General features: G+C 71.1%; 10 protein-coding genes. 2 read left to right on the forward strand and 8 right to left on the reverse strand.

The genetic code is table 11. From position 1 onward, the window contains the following. Window positions 1-119 precede the first annotated feature (119 nt). From ABZX65_RS06010 to ABZX65_RS06035, 6 genes are all read right to left on the reverse strand, one after another. The gene (locus ABZX65_RS06010) at window positions 120-5,840 is read right to left on the reverse strand and encodes a family 78 glycoside hydrolase catalytic domain (protein ID WP_355335246.1); all 5,721 of its coding nucleotides are present in this window, start codon (window positions 5,838-5,840) and stop codon (window positions 120-122) included. Window positions 5,841-6,192: 352 nt separating this feature from the next. After that, entirely contained in the window at window positions 6,193-7,560 is a 1,368-nt protein-coding gene (locus tag ABZX65_RS06015; RefSeq protein ID WP_355335249.1) for a sulfatase-like hydrolase/transferase, read from the reverse strand. Continuing rightward, window positions 7,557-9,047, reverse strand: a complete 1,491-nt coding sequence (locus ABZX65_RS06020) for a sulfatase (RefSeq protein WP_355335251.1) — start codon at window positions 9,045-9,047, stop codon at window positions 7,557-7,559. Before ABZX65_RS06020 ends, ABZX65_RS06015 begins: the two co-directional genes overlap by 4 nt. Continuing rightward, window positions 9,044-9,931: a carbohydrate ABC transporter permease gene (locus tag ABZX65_RS06025; RefSeq protein WP_355335253.1), complete on the reverse strand. Its 888-nt coding sequence runs from the start codon at window positions 9,929-9,931 to the stop codon at window positions 9,044-9,046. The genes ABZX65_RS06020 and ABZX65_RS06025 overlap by 4 nt, the downstream gene beginning before the upstream one ends. A 14-nt stretch (window positions 9,932-9,945) precedes the next feature. Beyond that, window positions 9,946-10,953, reverse strand: coding sequence for a sugar ABC transporter permease (locus ABZX65_RS06030; RefSeq protein WP_355335255.1), 1,008 nt, complete (start codon window positions 10,951-10,953; stop codon window positions 9,946-9,948). Then, window positions 10,950-12,266, reverse strand: coding sequence for an extracellular solute-binding protein (locus ABZX65_RS06035; RefSeq protein ID WP_355335257.1), 1,317 nt, complete (start codon window positions 12,264-12,266; stop codon window positions 10,950-10,952). The genes ABZX65_RS06030 and ABZX65_RS06035 overlap by 4 nt, the downstream gene beginning before the upstream one ends. Before the next feature lie 246 nt (window positions 12,267-12,512). Between ABZX65_RS06035 and ABZX65_RS06040 the strand changes: the two genes are divergently transcribed. After that, window positions 12,513-13,688, forward strand: a complete 1,176-nt coding sequence (locus ABZX65_RS06040; protein ID WP_355335259.1) for a substrate-binding domain-containing protein — start codon at window positions 12,513-12,515, stop codon at window positions 13,686-13,688. Window positions 13,689-13,709: 21 nt separating this feature from the next. Then, window positions 13,710-14,699 (forward strand): Gfo/Idh/MocA family oxidoreductase, encoded by a 990-nt coding sequence (locus ABZX65_RS06045; protein WP_355335262.1) that lies wholly within the window; start codon window positions 13,710-13,712, stop codon window positions 14,697-14,699. 85 nt (window positions 14,700-14,784) lie between these two features. Here ABZX65_RS06045 and ABZX65_RS06050 read toward each other — a convergent pair whose 3' ends face one another. After that, a complete protein-coding gene (locus ABZX65_RS06050) occupies window positions 14,785-18,003 on the reverse strand; it encodes a chondroitinase family polysaccharide lyase (RefSeq protein WP_355335264.1) in 3,219 nt (1,072 codons plus the stop codon). Between the two features lie 82 nt (window positions 18,004-18,085). After that, window positions 18,086-19,567, reverse strand: coding sequence for a sulfatase-like hydrolase/transferase (locus ABZX65_RS06055; protein WP_355335266.1), 1,482 nt, complete (start codon window positions 19,565-19,567; stop codon window positions 18,086-18,088). Between the last annotated feature and the right edge of the window lie 104 nt (window positions 19,568-19,671).

A 19,671-nucleotide genomic window follows, 5' to 3' on the forward strand; every position in this document is an offset into this window, starting at 1 on the left:
GGGGTCGGACCGGCGCAGAAGAGTGCCCCGCGCCGACGGCCGGTGCCAGAGCTGAGGTGGCGGGCCGTGGGCGCGGGGCGGTCTTCATGGGGGTTGGTCGGCCGGTGGCCGACGGCGGGTCAGCGCACGCGGATGTGCGTCTGGGTGGAGGAGCCCTCGATCGACGAGTTGCCGACGTAGACCACCTTCAGGGTGCGCAGGCCCCGGGTGCTCATCTTCAGCGAAGCCGAGGCGGTGCCTCGGGCCGTGAGTTTGAGGGTCTTGACCCGGCGCCCGTTCTCGTAGACCACTACGTTCCCGCCGGGCGTGCCCGCCGTGGACGAGACCGTGACCTTGAGCGTCACCGACTGGTTCTTCTTCAGCGATGTCGCGGAGAGCCCGACGGCGACCCGCGACTTCGCCGCGGTGACCTTGGCGGTCTGCGGCGAGGTCGACGACGCGGATGCCTTGCCCGACTTGGACGCGGTCACCGTCACCGACAGCCGGTGCCCGATGTCGGCCTTGACCGGCCGGTAGGCCGACGCGGTCGCGCCGCCGATCAGCCGGCCGTCGCGCCGCCACTGGTAGCGGAAGGACAGGCCCGTGGTGTTCCACGAACCGGTGGTCGCGGTCAGCGCCGAACCGTACTTCGGCGTCCCGCCGATCTGGGGCGCGACCAGGGCCTTGATGGTGTCCACGTCCGCCAGGTCGACCACCACCGAGTGCACCGGCTCAGGGTTGCCGGCCACATCGGTGGAGAAGAAGTCGACCGTGTGCCGGCCGAATCCCTTGACCGAGGGGGTCTCCCCGGCCAGCACCTTCCAGGCGCTCCCGTCGATCCGGTAGGTCGTCGACGCGACGCCGCTGAGCGCGTCCTGGGCGGTGAGGCCGACCGTGGCCCGGTCCGCCTCCGCCGTCCCGGACTTGCGGGTCACCGCGACCTTGGTGACGGGAGCGGTCCCGTCGATCCACACCGACGCCGTCCGCTGACCGGTGGAGTTGCCAGCCGCGTCCTTCGCCCGGTAGGAGACCGCGTGCTTGCCGTCCCCGCTGACCAGGACGGGAGCGACGTACGCCTGCCAGCCGGCGGACCCGCCGACCTCGACCGTGGGAGCGGCGTCCCGGTTGTCGACGGCGGTGACGGCCACCGAGGCGTCGCCCCGGTACCAGCCGTTGTCGCCGGGCGCGGCGGCACTGGTCACCGTCGCGGAGGCCAGCGGAGCCAGGCTGTCGGCGGGCACCGGCAGCACCCAGCTGTCGGCGATCGACGGGTCGAAGTAGCCCGAGGCGTCGAGCGGGAACTCGTACTTGATGCGTACGGTGCCGTCGTTGGCGAGCGCGGCGGGGGTGTCGATGACCGTCTGGTAGGTCTTCGTGCCCATACCGGTCTCGGTGCGCTTGAGCGTGTACGTCTTCACCAGGGTGTCGTTGACGTAGATGTTGTACTTCTTCGTCCTGGCGCCGTCGAACGTCTCCCGGTTGCGGAGCATGAACGGCTTGCCCGGCGTCACGTGCGCCACGGCCGAGTACCACGAGCCCGGGTTGGCCGAGTTCGCGTAACGTCGGTCGAAACCGGCTTCGGTGTTCGTCCCGCTGGCCGGTGCGGCCATGATCGCGTGGGCCTTCTCCGAGGCCGCGTTGCCGAAGTCGATGTAGTCGAGGACTTCCTGGGTCGGCGGCGCCGGGAGGTTGACCGTGATCTTCGCGGCCTTGTCGGCGAGCGTCACACCCTGGTCGACGAAGTGGACCTCGGCGGCCTGGTCACCCGCGACGGTCTCCAGTCCGGGGAACAGCGGCAGGACGACGGTCTTGGTCGCCCCGGGCTCGATCGTGACCCGGTCGGAGGCGGGCGGGGTCTTCCACTCGTCCGGCACGGCCGCCGTGAGCTGGCCCGACACCGCCGAGCCGCCGTTGTTCCTGACCGTCGCGGTCAGGGTCGCCTTCTCGTCCGAGCCGTCGACCGGACCGGCCGACGTCACGGTGGTGATCTCGACCCCCGACGTCACCGAGACCCACGGCGTCGAGTCGTTCAGGGTGAAGGTGCCGTACTGGCTGGTGAAGGTCAGCTTGACCGACGCGTTGTACGTGCCGGGCTTCTGGTGCTTCGGCACGCGGACCGTGAACGGCAGTTGGACGCGGTCGCCCGCTCCCAGCGTGTCCTTGGCCGAAGCGGTCGGGTCGACATTCCAGTCGTCGACCGTCACGACGGCCTTCAGGTCGCGGATCGCGGCCGTACCGGCGTTCGCGATCTCGACCGTTCCGGGGATGTTCGCGCCGGGGCCGCCGGGCTCGGCGACGGGCGGGACGACCACCGAGATTCCGAGATTCGCGGCGACCGCCTTGCCGAACAGCGCCTCGATCGCGTCCAGGCGCGCCGTCAGGTCGTTCTTGACCGGTCCGTCGACCGACGAGCCGGCCAGCCAGGTCCTGAGGGTACGGATCGGCGCGACGCCCTCGCTCAGACGCTGCGACGCCTGACCGGAGTCGCCCGCGACGTCCGCCGCGACGGCGTCCTCGACCTTGCCGCTCGCGGTGTCGAGCGCGGCGCCGACACGGGCGCGGTCGTCCGCGCCGAGGTCGCCCGCCGCCGCCAGGTCACCGGCGTGCGCGTCGGTCTTGTGGATCTCGGTGACGATGTCGCCGAACAGGGCGCGCTTGGCGTCGGAGTGGATCGCGTACGTACCCGAGCCGACGGTGAACGTGACGACGCCGTCGGCCACCGAGACGTCGCTGACGCCCTCGGCCTTCGTGATCGGCGTGCCGCCCTCGGTCACGGCCTCGATGTTGCGGGCCGGGACGCTGACGCGCGAGGTCGTGTTGACCGGGACCGTGATGTCCAGGGACATTCCCTGGTCGGTCTTCTTCCAGCTCGACCCGATCGTGCCGTACACGGACTCGTAGGTGCCCTGACCGCTGGTCAGGTCGCCGCCCACGGCCGGGGCGATCCTCGACTCCTTGTAACCGGCCTTGAGCGCCGAGATGCCGCCGATGTTCTGGTACATCCAGTCACCGACCGCGCCGTAGGCGTAGTGGTTGAAGGAGTTCATGCTGACATCGCCGAAGCTGCCGTCGGGGTTGATGGAGTTCCAGCGCTCCCACATCGTGGTGGCGCCGTGCTCGATCTCGTAGCCCCACGACGGGTAGTCCTTCTTCAGGATCATCGTGTAGGCCAGGTCGGAGCGCCCGATGCTGGTGAGCGCGGGGAGCAGCCACGGCGTTCCGAGGAAGCCGGTCGTGAGGTGGTAGTCGGTGGTCTTGAGCTTGGCGACGAACTTCTCGGCGACCTTCGCGCGCAGCGCGGGATCGGTCACGAGGTTCATGCCGAGCGCCATGGCGTACGCCGTCTGGCTGCCGCCCTGGACGGTGCCGTCGGCCCCCACGAGCTTCGCGGTGAACGCGGCGCGCACATCGGCGGACAGCTTGGCGTAGGTCGCCGCGTCGGCGTCCTCACCGATCGCCTTGGCCATCTCCGAGAGCATGCGCGCGTCTTCGGCGTAGTACGCGGTGCCGAGGACGTCCGTGCCGGTGTTGTCGTCGAGGTTGAGCCAGTCGTTCCAGTTGCCGCGCGCCGAGTCGATGAGGTCGTCGCCCGCGCCCTTCTTCACGAAGCCCAGGAACTTCGTCATCGAGGCGTAGTTGGCCCGCACGATGGCGTTGTCGCCCTGCGCGTGCCACACCGCGTACGGCACCGTGACGGCCGAGTCGGACCAGCCGAGGCCGCTGCCGAGGTCGATCGTCGGCACCGACGGCGCGATGCCCGGGTAGTTGCCGTCGCTGTAGGCGGAGTCCCGCAGGTCGGTCGTCCACTTGTTGAGGAAGGCGCGGGTGTCGCGCAGATAACTCGCGGTCGGCGCGAAGACGTTGATGTCTCCGGTCCAGCCCAGGCGCTCGTCACGGGCCGGGGTGTCGGTCGGGATCGACAGGAAGTTGCCGCGCTGTCCCCACGAGATGTTGCTCTGGAGCTGGTTGAGCATCGCGTTGGAGGTCGTCAGCGTTCCGGTCGCCTTGAGGTCCGAGCCCCAGACGACGCCGGTGACGTCGCCGAGCGCGGGTGCGCTCTTGATGTTGGAGATCTCGAGGTAGCGGTAGCCGTGCTGGGTGAACTTCGGTTCGTAGACGACCGTGCCGGTCGCGCTGAACGTGTAGTAGTCGGTGACCTTCGCCGCGCGGAGATTGGCGGTGTAGAGGCTCCCGTCCTTGTTCAGGACCTCGCCGTAGCGGATCTTGACGGTCTGTCCCGCGACACCCTGGAGGCGCATCCGGGCGACGCCGACCATGTTCTGGCCGAGGTCGTAGATGTACGTGTCGGCGGCGGGACTGGTCCGCGTCAGCGCCGGAAGCTCGCCGGTCACGCGCACGGGCTCATCGGGCTGGGCCACGAGCTTGGCGGTGTCGGAGGCGCCGATCGTGACGGGGTTCCACGCCGCGTCGTCGTAGTCGGGGCGGTCCCAGCCGGGCTGTTCGGCCCGCGAGTCGTACGTCTCGCCGTCGATGTTGTCGGCGGCCGCGTAGGGACCCGAGTGGCTCTTCCACGTGCTGTCGGTCTTGACGATCTGGTGCGTTCCGTCGGTGTAGTCGATGCGCACCTGCGCGATCAGGCCGACGGAGTTGCCGAACATGCCGGGACCCCACATGCCGACCTTGCCGGCCCACCAGCCGTCACCGAGCTCCGCGCCGATCGCGTTCCGGCCGTTGCCGACCTGGTCGGTGATGTCATACGTCTGGTACTGGACGCGCTTGCGGTAGTCGGTGTCGCCGGGGGCCAGGAACTGATCGCCGACCTTCTTGCCGTTGAGCTCCAGCTCGTAGGTGCCGTGCGCCGAGGCGTACACCCGGGCCCGCGCGACCGTCTTGCCGGGTTCGGTGGTGAACTCCTTGCGCAGCAGCGGCAGATTGCTGTCGCTGGTCCGCAGGATCACGTCGAGCTTCTTCTCCACGAGCAGCCCGTCCGGCGTCAGGGCGCCGCCGGTGAACGGGTTCTCGGTCCCGGAGAAGTCGGTCCGGAACAGTACGTCACCGGCCTTCGAGGTGACCTTGACGGCGTGGATGTGCGCCGCCTCCGGTCCCTCGTTGGCGAGGTCCTGGCGGAAACCGATGAAGCCCTTGGCGAAGGTGGTGTCGGTCCGGCTGTCGATCTGGGCGCCGTCGAGCTTCGTGGTGATCGTCGGGCCGTCCACGGTGAGCGACAGGCGGTGCGTGCCGGTGAGCAGTTGGGCGGACGTCATCGTCGTGATCGGGATGTTCCCGAGCAGGGAGAAGCCGCCGTTGACCTTCTTGTGCGGCCGGAACTTCGGGACTCCGGTCCCGTCCGCGGTGCTGATCTGCCACATGTACGCGTTGCCGGTGTCCGACGCGCGCAGGTAGACGCCCAGCGCCAGGTTGTCGAGGGTGAAGTCGATGTCCGTGGTGTAGTCGTTCCACTTGTCGATCTCACCGCCGGCGGACTTGCCGATCCAGTCGCCGGTCCACTCGGCCGCGTCGAGGATGCCGGTCTCGAACCAGCCGGGAGCGCTCCAGTCGCTGGCCCGGCCGTCTCCGTCCCAGACCCTGGCCTGCCAGTAGTAGCGGGTCTGCGAGGTCAACTTCGGCCCGCCGTACCGCACATCGAGCTGGTCGCTCGACGCGACCTTCCCCGAGGACCACACGTCGTCGGCGGCAGCGCTGGTGCCGACCCGGACCTCGTACGCCGTCTGCACCACGCCACGGGCGCTCGACGTCGACTTCCAACTGAACGTCGGGGCGTCGCCCGCGATGCCGAGCGGGTTGGTCCGGGCATTCGTCTGAAGAGCGCCGACCGTGAGGCCGTTCCCCTGCGCCGCGGCGGCCGCCGGGTCGGCGGCCAGGAAGGCGACGGCAAGCATGACGAGCGCCGCGAGCAGAGCGATCAGGCGTCGCCCTCCGGACGCGGCGGGTGGAGCGGGAAGTCCGGCAACTGGTCTGGCAGGCGTCATGTCGACGGGCCTTTCGTGGCAAGTTCGTGGCAAGAGAAAGCCCTCGCGGCTCTCGCCACGAGGTGAAACGTTCCAAAAATGATGTGACGGCCGTCTCATGTCAAGAGTTTGGACAAGATCAGCACGCGCTTGACCGTGCCAAGGTGCGCGACCGCACCACCTGACACACGTTCATCGCCGATTGAAACGACACACAATTGAGCTGGACCAGCAGAGCGAGGCGTTTCCCGGAGGGCCGGGCGGCGGATCGGGGCGCGAGGTCTCAGTAGGGAATCGCGAAGACGCGGTCGCGGGTCCGGCTCGCGACGCCGTCGGGGAGGACGAGGCGTTTGAGGAAGTCCGTGTCCCCGGTGTCCAGGCACCATTGGAGGAGCGTCGCGCGCAGCCGTTCGCGCAGGGCGTCGTGGCTCTCCTCCACCGCCAGGTTCCGGGTCTCGCCCGGATCGGCGCGCAGATCGTGGAGTTGTTCGCGCCAGCGGCCCCAGCTGTAGACCGTGTATTTGTGGCGTGCGGTGATCAGTGAGCGCCCGCGCGTCAGGGGCGGGTCCGGACGTTCGAAGAGCGTCTCGACCACGATGTGGTCGTGGCCGCAGGGTACTTCGGGGGCGGCCAGGAGGTTCCTGCCGCGCAGTCCGGGCGGGGCCGGGACGCCCGCCGCGGCGCACAGGGTGGGCAGCAGGTCCAGGCCGACGGAGACCAGCGCGTCGCTCACGCCGCCGCTGCCGCGACCGCCCGGCGGCCGGATGACGAGCGGGACCCTGACGGCTTCCTCGAAGAGCGCGGTCTTCTGGTTCCACGCGTGGGCCGCGTCGCCGTCGCCGTGGTCGCTGGTGAACACCACCAGGGTGTCGTCGGCCGCGCCCGTGGAGTGCAGCGCGTCGAGCACGGTGCCCAGTGCCGCGTCGGCCCGTTCGACCAGGCGGGCGTAGGTGTGACGGTACCGCCGCCAGTCGTCGGGGGTGTAGCCGGCGGTCCCGTACACCGCGGCCTGGACGGCCTGTTCGTGCCGGACGGCCTCGGGTTCGTAGGGATGGCGGCCGAAGTTCGACGGGAGCGGCGGGGCTCGGCGTACCGGAACCGCGGGCACGTCCCCGTACGGCATGGGCTGGTCCCTGGCGTACTCGCAGACGGTGTGCGGATCGTCGAAGGAGGCGACCAGGGCGAAGGGCCGGTCGCCGGGCACGCGGGAGGTGAGCCAGCGCGCGCACGCGTCGGCCAGACCGGCGTCGCCGAAGGGGCGCAGCACGGTGAAGCCGTCCTCGGGCGTCGCGCTCGCAGTCCGCGCGTGCCACTTGCCCGCGTAGAGGGTGTCGTAGCCGGCGGCCCTGAGCAGGTGGCCGAGGCTGTCGGGACGACGGCCCGGATCGCTGCCGGGGGCGGAGGATGCCGGGGCATTGCCGTTGACGCCCAGTTCGTGCGGGTACCGCCCGGTCAGCAGGCTGCCGCGCGCCGGGACGCACAGCGGGAAGGTGGTGTAGGCACGGTCGAAACGGGTGCCCTGCGCGGCGAGGCGGTCCACGTGCGGTGTCGCGACATGACCGGCGCCTGCGCAGCCGAGCATGTGCGCCGCGTGCTGGTCGGTCAGCAGCACGAGGATGTTGGGGCGTTCGGCCCCGGCGGGGGCCTTCATCGCGCGGCGCCACGGGACGCCTGACCGGGGTCCTCCGTCTGCTTCCGCGCTCGCGCCGTCCACGCCGCCAGGGCCGACCGGCCCGGCCACGGATCGCCGGTGCGGTCCAGTTCGCCGGTCAGCGCCGCCGCGAGGGCGACCGCCTGGGCGGACCGGTCCGCGACGACGTCCGTGCGCTCGTAGGGGTCCGCCGCGAGGTCGAACAGCCGTACCGTGACCGTGCCTTCGGGTGCGTACGCGGCCACCAGCTTGTGCGTGCGGGTGCGCAGGCCGCGGATGTCGGGGTCGCCGGGCCCGGCCGCGGGTCCCAGATACAGCGCGGCTCCTGGCCGTACGGCGCCGCGGTCGCCGGGCGGTGCGAGCAGCGCCCCGGACAGGTCGCGCCCCTGCGTGCCCTCGACGATCGCGTCCGCCACGCCGAGCAGGCCCAGAACGGTGGGCGCGACATCGGGTGAACTCAGCAGCAGGTCGTCGCGGCCGGGCGGGACGTGGCCGGGCCGGGAGACCAGGAACGGCACGCGCATCGACTCCTCGTAGGGCACGTTCTTGTACATCAGACCGTGGCTGCCCAGTTGCATGCCGTGGTCCGAGGTGAACACCACGAATGTGTCGCCGGTCAGCCGGTGCTCGTCCAGGGCGGCGAGCACCCGGCCGATCTGGTGGTCCACGCCGGTGACCGCGGCGTAGTAGGAGGGCGCGGCGCGTGCGGCCTCGGCGGCCTCCGGACGGTCCCAGTCGACGTTCGGCCGGGGCAGCAGTTCCCGCGCTGACCGTGTCGAGTAGCCGTCCAGGTACGGCTGCGGCACCTGGTCGAAGGGCTGGTGCGGCGGGTTGTAGGACAGCACGAGGGCGAACGGCGTGCCGCCGCGGTGGTAGTCGCGTGCCGCGCCGTCGAGGAAGGACAGGGCGACATCGGTCTCGTGCTCGGCCGACCACTGGTCGACCCTGACCGGGGCCTCGCGGGGCGCGTCGCCGGTCCAGTAATGGGGCCGGGCGTGGTCGTCGCAGCAGCCGTGGGAGTACCAGAAGCCGAAGCCGTGCCTGCGGTCGGGCGCGGTGTACGCGTCCCAGACCCGGCCGTCCTCGCGGACGCCTTCCCCGGCCGCCGCGTCCGCCGGCACCGGGGCCTCCAGATGCCACTTGCCGATGTAGCCGAGCGCGTACCCCTCGTCGGCGAGGACGTCCGACCAGCACCGTGTTTCCGGCCGCAGCCCCACGCCGAGTTCGGCGGTCGCGGAGTTGACGTTGAGGTGGACGCCGTTGCCGTACGGGTAGCGTCCGGTCATCAGCATCGCCCGGCAGGGGCTGCACACCGGGTAGTTGCTCACCGCCTGCGTCAGCACCCTGGATTTTTCGGCCAGTTCGTCGAGGGCCGGGGTGCGGACCGGGTCCTCGCCCAGGAAGCCGAGGCAGCCGGCCCGCCACTGGTCGGCGATCACCAGGACGAGGTTGGGGCGCCGTACGGAACCGTCCTCCCCCGGCGTCATTTGCCCATCCCCAGGGTGAGACCTTCGGTGAGCCGCCGTCCCAGCCAGATGTAGACGACCAGCATGGGCAGGACGACGATGCACAGCCCGGCGAACAGGCCGCCCCAGTCGGCGCCGCTGTACGTCTGCTGCTGCACGAAGGAGATCAGCGCGATCGGCAGCGTGTAGTTGTCGGTGGACTGGAGCAGGGTCAGGGCGAGCAGCGTCTCGTTCCAGTGCGCGATGACCTGGAGAACGAACGCGGTGACGATGCCGCCACGGGCGACGGGCAGCATGATCCGCCAGAAGGTGGCGGCCGGGGAGACCCCGTCCAGGGCCGCGGCCTCCTCCAACTCCTTCGGCAGCGAACGGAAGAAGCCGGTCAGCAGGAAGACGGTGAAGGGCAGCGAGACGCCGATGTAGACCAGATTGAGGCCGAGCAGGCTGTCGGTGAGGTAGACGCGGTTGAGCATGACGAACAGCGGGATGAGGATCACCTGCACCGGCACACCGAGGCCGAGCACGAAGAACAGCGTGAGTCCGCGGCTCAGTCGGGTGTCCTGCCGGGACAGGTAGTACCCGGCGGGCGCGGCGACGGCGACGGTCAGCACCGAGGAGATCCCGGTGACCACCACCGAGTTGAACGCCGCCCGCCCGAATCCGCTGACCGTCCAGGCGTGCACGAAATTGTGCGCGGACAGCGAGTGCGGCAGACCCCACGGCGAGGAGAGGATGGACCGGGTGTCGCGGAACGACTGGAGCACCAGCCAGACCAGTCCGGCGACGTTGGCGGCGACGAACAGCCAGGTCACGGCCACGCCCGCGGTGCGGAGCGGACTGCGTCCGCCGAGCGGTGTCCGGCCGCGCGGCCCGGCCGGCCGTCTGACCTGCAAGAGGGAACTCATGGGGTACGCGCCTTTCAGAACTCGACGGCTTCCCTGCGCATCAGGCGCCGCAACAGCACGACGAGCACGGTGACCAGCAGGAGGGAGAGGATCGCCGACGCCGTGGCCGCCCCGTAGGAGGGCACCGAGTCGCCGGAGAAGGCGGTGGCGTAGGTGTAGACGGCGGAGGTCCAGGTCTTGGTGGGCGGGATGCCGTTGCCGCTGCTGCCGCCGAAGATCCAGACGATCTCGAAGATCTTCACCGAGGAGATCGTCCACAGGACCGCGCAGACTCCGAAGACGTCCCAGGTCAGCGGGAGGACGACGTAGCGGAGCCGCTGGAGGGCGCCGGCGCCGGCCAGCGCGCAGTCCTCGTAGTAACTGACCGGGATGCGGTCGACACCGGCCATCAGGATGGTGGTGAAGTAACCGGTCGTCATCCAGGTCATCGTGACCATGATGAGCGGGAACATGTTGTCCTGGGACAGCCACTGCGGCGGGGAGTGGATGCCGAGGTGGGCGAGCAGGGAGTTGGCCAGACCGTCGGGGTTGAAGATGAATCCGACCAGGACTCCGTAGACCAGGGCGTTGACCAGGTGCGGGAAGAAGATGATCGACCGGACGACCTTGCGGCCCGCCATGTCCCGCAGGATCAGGGTCAGGGCGAAGCTGATCGCGAAGACCGCGATGCCGACGAGGAAGAGCAGCTTGAGGGTGTTGCCGAGCGACTCCACGAACAGGTCGTCGTGGAATAGCCGGGTGTAGTTGCGCAGTCCCGCCCAGGTCATGGGCCCGGAGCCGGCCCAGTTGTGCAGGCTGATCCAGACCGCGCCGCCGATCGGCGCCACGAAGACCACGGTGTAGAGCAGCAGGGCCGGGCCGACGAACGGCACGAAGAGCCGCCGCCGCTGCCGGGCGAGCGTTCCGCCCGCCGCGGTGCCGCCCGGACGCGCCCGCTCGGGCCGCACCGGTCCTGGCTCCTGGCCGGTCGCGGAGTCGGCGGCCGGGCCGGTGTCGGGACCGGCCGGTGCGGTCCTGATCACTGCGGCTGGTCCTTCCAGTACGTGGCCTGGGCCCCCTGCATCTGGTGCACGAACTCCTCGGCGGAGATCTTGCCGAAGAAGAGTTCGTCGTCCTTGGCCCAGAACAGCTTCTCGTTGTAGCCGGGGAAGGCCACGCCGTCGTTCTGCTGGTGGAAGGAGTCCGCCTGGTCCAGTGCCTTCTTCACGTCGGCCATCTCGGGCGAGGTGGCCGCGTCCGCGCGGACCGGGATGACCTTGGCCTGCCGGCCCATCGCGTCCTGGTACTTCTTGCCGAGCAGGAAGGCGGCGAACCGCTGCGCGTCCTTGGCGTCGTCGGCCTTCTTCGGTACGGCGAAGCCCACGAAGTCGGCGCGCATGCTGGAGTGACCGGCGGCGGTGACCGGGAAGGGGAAGGCCGCGTACGCGAAGCCCTTGGCCGCGTAGGTGGCGGACTCGGTGGGCAGCCACGAGCCGTTGAACATCAGCTCGGCCTTGCCGTTCGCCCACTTCTGCTGCTCGGCGGGCCACTTGCTCGCCTTGTAGCCGTCGATCAGGTAGCCGCCGCGGACGAGTTGCTCGACCTTCTTGGCGGCGTCCAGCACGGCCGGGTCGAGCCACGCCTTGCCGGTCCGGTCGGAGGCGACCTTCTTGAGCCCGCCGGGTCCGAGGTTGCGGACGATCAGGGTGGACAGGAACGCGGCGTTGTAGCCGGTCACGTCGCCGTCCGCGGCGAGCGGGGTCCGGCCGTCCTTCTTGATCCGGTCGAGCAGGGCGATGAACTCGTCCCAGGTGCGGGGCGGTTCGCGTCTCAGCTCGGGGTGGGCCGCGGCGTCGTACCAGACGGCGTCGGAGGTGATGCTGTACGGCACCATCCAGGGCCGGCCCGCCGCGTCGTCGATGTCGATGGTCTTGAGGTACTTGGCCGGGATCAGCTTGCCCGCGGTGGAGCCGTCGACCTCGGTGTCGAAGGCCGAGGTCAGGCCGAGCGACTGCTGGGTGGCCACCAGCGCGGGGACGAGCTTCACATAGGGACCGTCGACCAGGTCGGGCACATTGTTGGTGTTCAGCGCGGGCACCAGCTTCTGCAGGTTGTTCCGCCCCTGCCACTGGACCTTGACCTTGATGCCGGTCTGCTTCTCGAAGTCGGTGACGGCCAGGGCGAGCACCTTCTGCTGCGGCTCGCCCTCCTTCCACATCGACCAGTAGGTGAACTGCCGGGACGAGCCCGACGAGGAGGTGGCGCCCGAGCACGCCGTCGCGGCGCACAGGAGGACGCCCACGGCGCCCAGCGCGACCGGGAGCTGCCAGCGATGACCTGAGATATGCGTGCCCATACTTCCCGCCTCTGGATGAGGGCAGTGGATGACTGCTCTGTGCGGCCCACTGTCACGAGCGCGGAAGAGAGCATTCAAGACGTATTGCGTCCCGAATCCGCTTGGTAGTCGGCGGATGCTCCGCCGTCACCGGAGAAGTCCGCCGGTCCGTCATGAAGCCGTCCCTGATTAGTCCTTTATTGCTCTCCTGCCGGGCGCGACAATCGGAGCGGACCACGCTCGGCGACACTCCAGCAGAGGGACGACATGGCCGATTCATCCCGTTCCGGTGGCAGCCGCCGCAGGACCGGCTCGGTGCGGGACACCGCCGCGCGCAACCTCAAGTTCCAGTCGCTCGCGGCGGAACTGCGCCGCGGCATCCTGGCCGGCGACTGGCCCACCGGCGCGAAGCTGCCGACCGAGAGCGGGCTGTCCCAGGAGACCGGCCTGTCGCTGACCACGGTGCGGCGCGCCTTCGACCTGCTGGTCGAAGAGGGTCTGGTGGTACGGCGGCAGGGCTCGGGCAGCTTCGTGGCGAGCCCCCGGCAGCAGGCGCCGCGCACCCGGCGGACCGTGGGCGTGCTCGTCCCCGACACCAAGCTGTACTACCCCCGGGTGCTCCAGGGCATCGAGGAGGCGCTGTCCGCGGCCGGTGTCGGCCTGCAACTCGCCACGTACCACTACGACCGCGCCGAGGAGGACCGCGACCTGGACTTCCTGCTGGAGTCCGGCGTCGACGGGCTGCTGCTGGTGCCCACCTTGACCGGAATCGAGGACCCCGGGGTCCGGGCCGGTGAGCTGATGTCGCTGCCGGTGCCCGCGGTCCTGCTGGAGCGCCGCCTCATCGACGCGGGTCCCGGTGACCGTACCGAGCACGTCTGCTCCGACCATCTGGGCGGCGCGTACGACGCGGTGCTGCATCTGCACCGGCTGGGGCACGAGCGGATCGCGCTGATCACCCGCAGCCGCAATCCGACCGGGGTCGCCGTCGCGCTGGGTTTCCGGCGGGCGATGGACGACCTCGGGCTGTCGGGGAGCTTCCGCCACGAAGCCGAGAAGGCGCAGTGGACCGCCGCTCTGGCGGACCGGATGATCGCCGACCTGATGGAGTCCAGGACGACCGCGGCCCTGGTCTTCGGCGACCGGGAGGCGATTTTGCTGGAGGCCGCCGCCCGACGTCACGGCACGCAGATCCCGGGGCAGTTGGCCCTGGTCTCGTACGACGACGAGACCGCGGACATAGCGGAGGTGCCGCTCACCGCGGTCTCCCCGCCGAAGTACCGGGTCGGCCGGATGGCGGCCGAGGTGCTGCTGCGCCGGCTCTCCGAGGGCGACGCCTGTCCCCTGCACCAAGTGCTGCTCCGCCCGCGGATCGTCGTGCGCGCCTCCTGCGGGGCCGCCGCGCTCCGCGCGGAGCCGCGACCGCTCCCCGAGATGTCCTGAATCCCACCGACAAGGAGTTCCATGCGTATCGGACTGATCGGCGCGGGCGCGGTCGCGGACCTGCACGCCCTGGCCGCGGACCGGATCGCGGACACCCGCCTGACGGCGGTCTGTGACCTGGAGGAATCGGCGGCCCGCCGGGTCGCCGCGCCGCACGGGGCCGCGACCTTCACCGACTACCGCGACCTGCTCGCCTGCCGCTCGGTCGACGCGGTCATCGTCAACACCCCGCACGCGCTCCACAGCCGGATGGTCCTGGACGCCGCCGCGCACGGCCTGCATGTGCTGGTGGAGAAGCCGATGGCCACCACCCTCGACGACTGCGACGCGATGGCCGCGGCCTGCGCGCAGGCCGGGGTCACCCTGGCAGTCGGGCACATCCAGCACTTCCTGCCCGACAAGTGCGCCGCCGAGCGGGCGATCGCCGACGGTGTGCTGGGCGCGCCGCTGGCCGTGCACGACTACCGCAGCACGGACTACCGGCCCGGCACCCGCTCCCCCTGGTTCTTCTCCCGTGAACTGGCGGGCGGCGGCGCGCTGATGAACATCGGCGCCCACTGCCTGGACCGGTCGGTCTGGCTGGGCGGCGCGCCCGCGGTCTCGCTGACCGCGGCCGTCACCGAGCGGTTCGGCGCGCCCGTCGAGACCGACGGCACCGTCGCGCTGCGGCTCGCCAACGGCGGGCTGGCCGGTGTCTCGGTGATCTCCGACCCGCCCCACAAGGTCGACGAGCTGACCGTGGTGTGCGAACGCGGTTCGGTGGTCGCCGACCCGCGGGCGGGAACGTTTCTGCGCATCGACGGCCGCACCCGGCAGATCCACACCCCGAGTGGTACCGACATCCCGGACGCCTTCCGGGAGCAGCTCGCCGACTTCGTCGCGGCCGTCGGCGGCGCCGCCCCCCGGGTCACCCCGGAACACGGCCGCCACATCGTGGAACTCGTCCTGGCGTCGTACGCCTCGGCCGCGACCGGAGAGCCGGTCGGGGTGGGCGCCGCGCAGAGCGTCTGACGCCGACGCCCGGAAGGGCCGGTGCCCGGGGGGAAACCCCGGCACCGGCCCTTCCCGTCGCCCGCTCATCCGCCGCCCGGCGCCTTCACGCGGACCGCAGCCGGATCTGTACCCCCAGGCCGAGGTGGCACCGGACGTCCACCGAGGTCAGGCCGCCGTGCACGACGGTGCGGACCTCGGTGTGGGGCTCGGCGGTCCGCCAGGCGCCACGCAGGACCAGCCGCAGCCGGTGGGTGCCGCCCCGGCTGTCCCGCCAGGGCCTGGTGAAGGGGCTGAGCACGCCGACGAACGCGCCGTTCCGGTCGTACTGGTCCCGGTCCCGGCCCTCGTACAGGCGCAGGTCCGGATCGGTGACGGACAGCACGAGGCCGCCCGAGTCCGGGCGCGCGAGCAGCAGCGAGGGCGTGTCCACCGCCGTGATCGGGCCGCCCGCCGCCAGGGTGCGCTGCGGCTCGAAGACGGCGTACGCGGTGATCCCGGTGGCCCGGTCGTGCACGACGTGCGCGCCGTCGTCATGGCGCAGCACCGAGTACGGCGCGATCGTCGGGTCGGCCATCCGCGCCGCGAAGTCCCTCATGTCCTCCGGTGTGGCGTCCACGATCAGGGCGTAGGCGTAACGGCCGCCGCGCGGCGCGCTCCCGTGGTCGAGCCACGCGGTGGCGAAGTCGGCGGTACCGGGTGTGCCCGTGCTCTGGTCGGGAGCGGTCTGGGAGGCGCGGGTCAGCGCGAGCCGCTGGCCCGGCGGTATCCAGTAGCCGTTGCCGACCGGGTCGATCAGCCACGTCGGGTCGGACGGCGTGCGGTCGACGGCGTAGGGGAAGTCGGCGACCGCGCCCAGGGCGCTGTGGATCACCGGCTCCGAGGGCTCGGCCAGGTGGCACTGGAAGAGCGTGGTCCGCGTCGGGTGGACGGAGTCGTCGTTGCGGATGCCGGAGCCGAGGGCGATGACCCGCTCGTCGAAGAGGAACACCGATTTACGTGCCCGGTGCGAGGGGTTGAAGACGGGGTGTTCGCGCAGGTCGATCGCGAAGACGGCGTGCCGGTCGTCGATGGTGCCCGCGCCGCCGAACCGCGACTCGGTGAGCGGCATCTGCTCGATCGCGCCCGCGAGGTTGGACCGCAGCTCTTCGTAGGGCAGGCGGATGGCCGTGGTGCCCGGCCACTGGTTCCAGTCCCAGCCGGGCTGCCGGAATCCGCTGGCCAGGTTGTCGACCGGGTCGCCGCGGCCGAGGACCTGGATCTGGCCGTAGGTGGTGTACCGCCCGTAGAGGTTGTCGGTGGCGTAGATCTCGGTGCTCCACAGGTAGCGGTTGTGGCCGCGGACCGCGACCAGCCAGTTGTCGCGTCGGTGGAGGGCCAGCGCGCTGTGGTTCATCGCCCAACTGCCCGTCGGCGCGGCTTCCGCCGTGACGCCCGCGGCGGCCAACCGCTGGGCCAGCGCCTTCTGTACGGAACTCGGCTTGGCGGGCAGCAGGCGCAGGAACGCGGCGCCCACCTCGGGGTCCAGCTCCCGCGAGCCGTCCGGGGACCCGGCGGTGGTGAGCGACTGGTAGGGCGGCAGGGCGAGCGCGGTCAGACCGGTGGGGTGGCGGGCGGCCAGCGACAGCGGCCAGTCGGAGGCGTTGGCGTAGACGCGCATCCGCAGCAACGCGTCCTTGTAGCGGCCGTGTGCCGCCTCCCCCACCCGGAAGGCGGTGCCGCTGAGGATGTCGACGGTCGGGGCCGACCCCTTGTAGCCGTCGCGGGCGTAGTCCGGGTACATGCCCAGGTGGTGGAAGACGGAGCCGTCGGCCTTGAAGCCGTCCATGATGCCGGGCGAGACGGTCAGGGCGGCGTCCAGCCAGCGCCGCAGCGCGTGCAGGTGCGCCACTTGCCCGGCCGGGGTCGGCATGAGCAGGGCGGTGCCGAGCATGCCCTGGAGGTTGGTGTTGAGGATGTCGAAGATGCCGCCGTAGGACTCGGCGTCGCCGAAGTCCTGGAGCAGTCGGCCGAGTCCGGTGAACCAGGCCAGGTCCTCCCGGACACCGTCCAGCAGCCCCCGCTCGGCCAGGGCGTCACGGATCAGGTGGACGGAGTCGTAGAAACCGCGGAACTGGTAGCCGAGGTGGTGGATCGTGCCCTGGCAGCTCCCCGCCGCCCAGCCCTGTTCGCGGAGGTGGTCCAGCATCCGTACGTACAGATCGGTGAGCCGGGTCCGGTGCGCGTCGTGCGACGCGGCGTCGTACGCGCAGGCGATCTGGTACATCAGGTCGGTGACCTGGCGCAGCGGGCTGCCGGCGACGAACGCGTTGAGCGCGGCGGCGATCCGCGGCGGGTAGATCTCCGTCTGGTAGGAGTCGACGGCCCGGCCCGGCACCCGCTCACCGGGGTACGGCACACCGAGGCCGTCGGTCGCGGCGGCCAGCGCCGCGACCGCCGCGTCGTCCACCGTGAGGGACTTGCGCAGGACCGCGTGATAGCGCCGGGTCACCTCGGCGAGCGAGTCGCTCTCCCCCGCTGTGGGCTCGGGTTCCGGCAGCGGGTGCGCGGCGAGCCGGTCGGCGTACGAGAGCAGGGCCAGCCAATGGGCGTTGGCGGCCTGGCCGCCCTCGCGGTTGACGAACGGCACCTGCCGGTCACGGGTGGGGTGGTCGGGGCGCAGCTCGGTGTTGACGATGAGCTGGTCGAGGTGGAAGGTGCCCGCGCCGGAGCGCCGGGGCGCGACGAACCGCAGGGTATCCATGCCCGCGCGCGGCTTTCCCGACAGGTCGTACCCGTAGCGGATCCACACGGTCCGCCAGCCGGTGAAGCCGAGGTGGATCTCGCACCACGCGTCGGCGCGCCGGCCGCGCCCGAACTCCACCCGGAGCACGTCGTCGAGGGCCCGGTCGTTGTGGATCCACACGGCGAAGGTGTCGACCGTCCCCATGGTCGCCTGGTCGTCGCCGTCGCGATACGCGTCGGGTGCGTAGCGCAGCGGGGTACGGATCTCCAGTTCGGCGCCCGGCCGGTAGTCCCAGCGCAGGGAGTGCGGGCCGATCCGGGCGGTGGCGGCGCTGATGCTCACCCGCGAACCGGGCCCGGTGCGCAGGTGCTCGGGGATCCGGGTCTCGAAGAGGAACACCGGCGGGTCGAGGGCGAGTGCCTGGTCCTCGACGCTCGGCGCGTCCGCGGCCTGCCCCGGGGGGCCGGCCGCGGTGCCGTTCGCCGCCGGGCTGTCGGCCGCCGCCGGTGCGGCCGCGACGGGCAGCGCGGCGGCGGCCGATCCGAGTGCGGCGCCGATCAGCGCCTTGCGTCGCGTGAATCCTTGGGCCTGCTCTGGCATGGTCTGTCCTCCGGTACTCCCTCGCCGGGTTCCCGTGAGGGGAGGGGTTCGCCTGCATCACAGCGGCCGGGGACAGAACGATTCAAGAAGGACTGAACGGCGGATGCGGCGGTTGCCACTCGGGGTCGTCGAAGGCGCCGAGCGGGTCCGCGTCCGGAGCGTCGGCGCCGCCCCGTCCGGCGTCCAGCGGCGCGCGCTGCCCGGCTCCGGTGACCGGCAGGCGGCTGCCGTCCCGCGCCGGGTCCCGGTGTTCCGTGAACCACGCGTCGAGCCGGCGCCGCAGGTCGCCGACGCGTTCGCGGTGCGCCGGGTCGGCGACGAGGTTGACGCGCTCGCCCGGATCGGCAGCCAGGTCGTACAGCTCGTGCGGACCGTGCGGGTACCGGTGGACGTACTTCCACTCGGCGGTCCTGATCATCCGGACGGGACCGTACTCGTCGTAGACGACCACGGGCCGGGGCGGCGGCGGCTGGCTCGGCCGGCCGGTCAGCAGCAGTGGCGCGAAGGATCTGCCGGGTCCGGTCTCGAACGGTTCCGCGTCCAGCCCGGCGCACTCCAGCAGCGTGGCGGCGAAGTCGTACGCCGACAGCAGTTCGTGGCGCACCGAGCCCGCGCTGATCCGGCCGGGCTGCGCGATGATCGCCGGGACCTTGACCGAACTGTCGTACATGTTCTGCGGAAAGGTGCCGTTGCCCTTGCCCCAGATGCCGTGGTGGCCGCAGTTGAAGCCGTTGTCGCTGGAGAACACCACCAGCGTGCTGTCGGTGAGGCCCAGGTCCGCGAGGGTCCGCAGGACCTGTCCGACGGCGGTGTCCATGGCGGTGACGGAGGCGAAGTAACCGACGAGGGCGGCCCGGACGTCGGCCTCGCCGCCGACCGGTACGCCGTCGACCAGCGGCTGCCACGGGTGCGGTTCCTCCTGCGGGCAGGTGTCGAACGCGCAGTCCGCGTAGAGGCGTTCGACCTGCGGCGGGTGCTGGCCCTTCCAGGGCTTGTGCGGGGCGGTGAAGTGCAGCGAGAGGTAGAAGGGCTCCTCCCGTCCGGCCTCGCCGTTCAGGAAGTCCACCGCGTCGTCGGCCAGGACGTCGGTGAGGTATCCGGCGGCCGGTTCCCTCGTGCCGTGCCGGTACATCGGTGCGTCGTGGTAGGCGCTGCCGCCGCTCTCGTGCGCGTACCAGTGCGTGAAGCCGGGGCGCGGCCGGTCGTTGGCGCCGAGGTGCCATTTGCCGGACAGGCCCAGCCGGTAGCCGGCGTCGGCGAACTCGTCGGTGAACAGCCGCTGTCCGGCGAGGAAGTCCTGGCCGTCCGGGCCCGCGTGGCCGCCGGAGAGCCAGTCGTGCACCCCGTGGCGGGACGGGATCTGGCCGGTGAAGAGGCTGGCCCTGGCCGGTGAGCAGACCGGGGAGGTGCAGAAGAAGTTCTCCAGCCGGGTGCCGCTCTCGGCGAGCGCGTCGAGGGACGGGGTGACGATCTCGTCGTTGCCCGCGCAGCCGAGGGCCCAGTGGCCCTGGTCGTCACTGAGGATGAGCAGGACGTTCGGGCGCCGCGGGTCGTGGCTTGCCATGGTGGGTCTCCCTGGTGGGCTGATGGTGAGGTGAGGTGAGGTGGGGCGCGGGCGGACGGGCCCGGCGGTCGGGGGCGGGCCGGTGCGGGACGGCCGGCCCCGGG

It is taken from the genome of Streptomyces sp. NPDC003300 (assembly GCF_040610915.1).
In the GTDB taxonomy this organism is placed as follows: domain Bacteria; phylum Actinomycetota; class Actinomycetes; order Streptomycetales; family Streptomycetaceae; genus Actinacidiphila.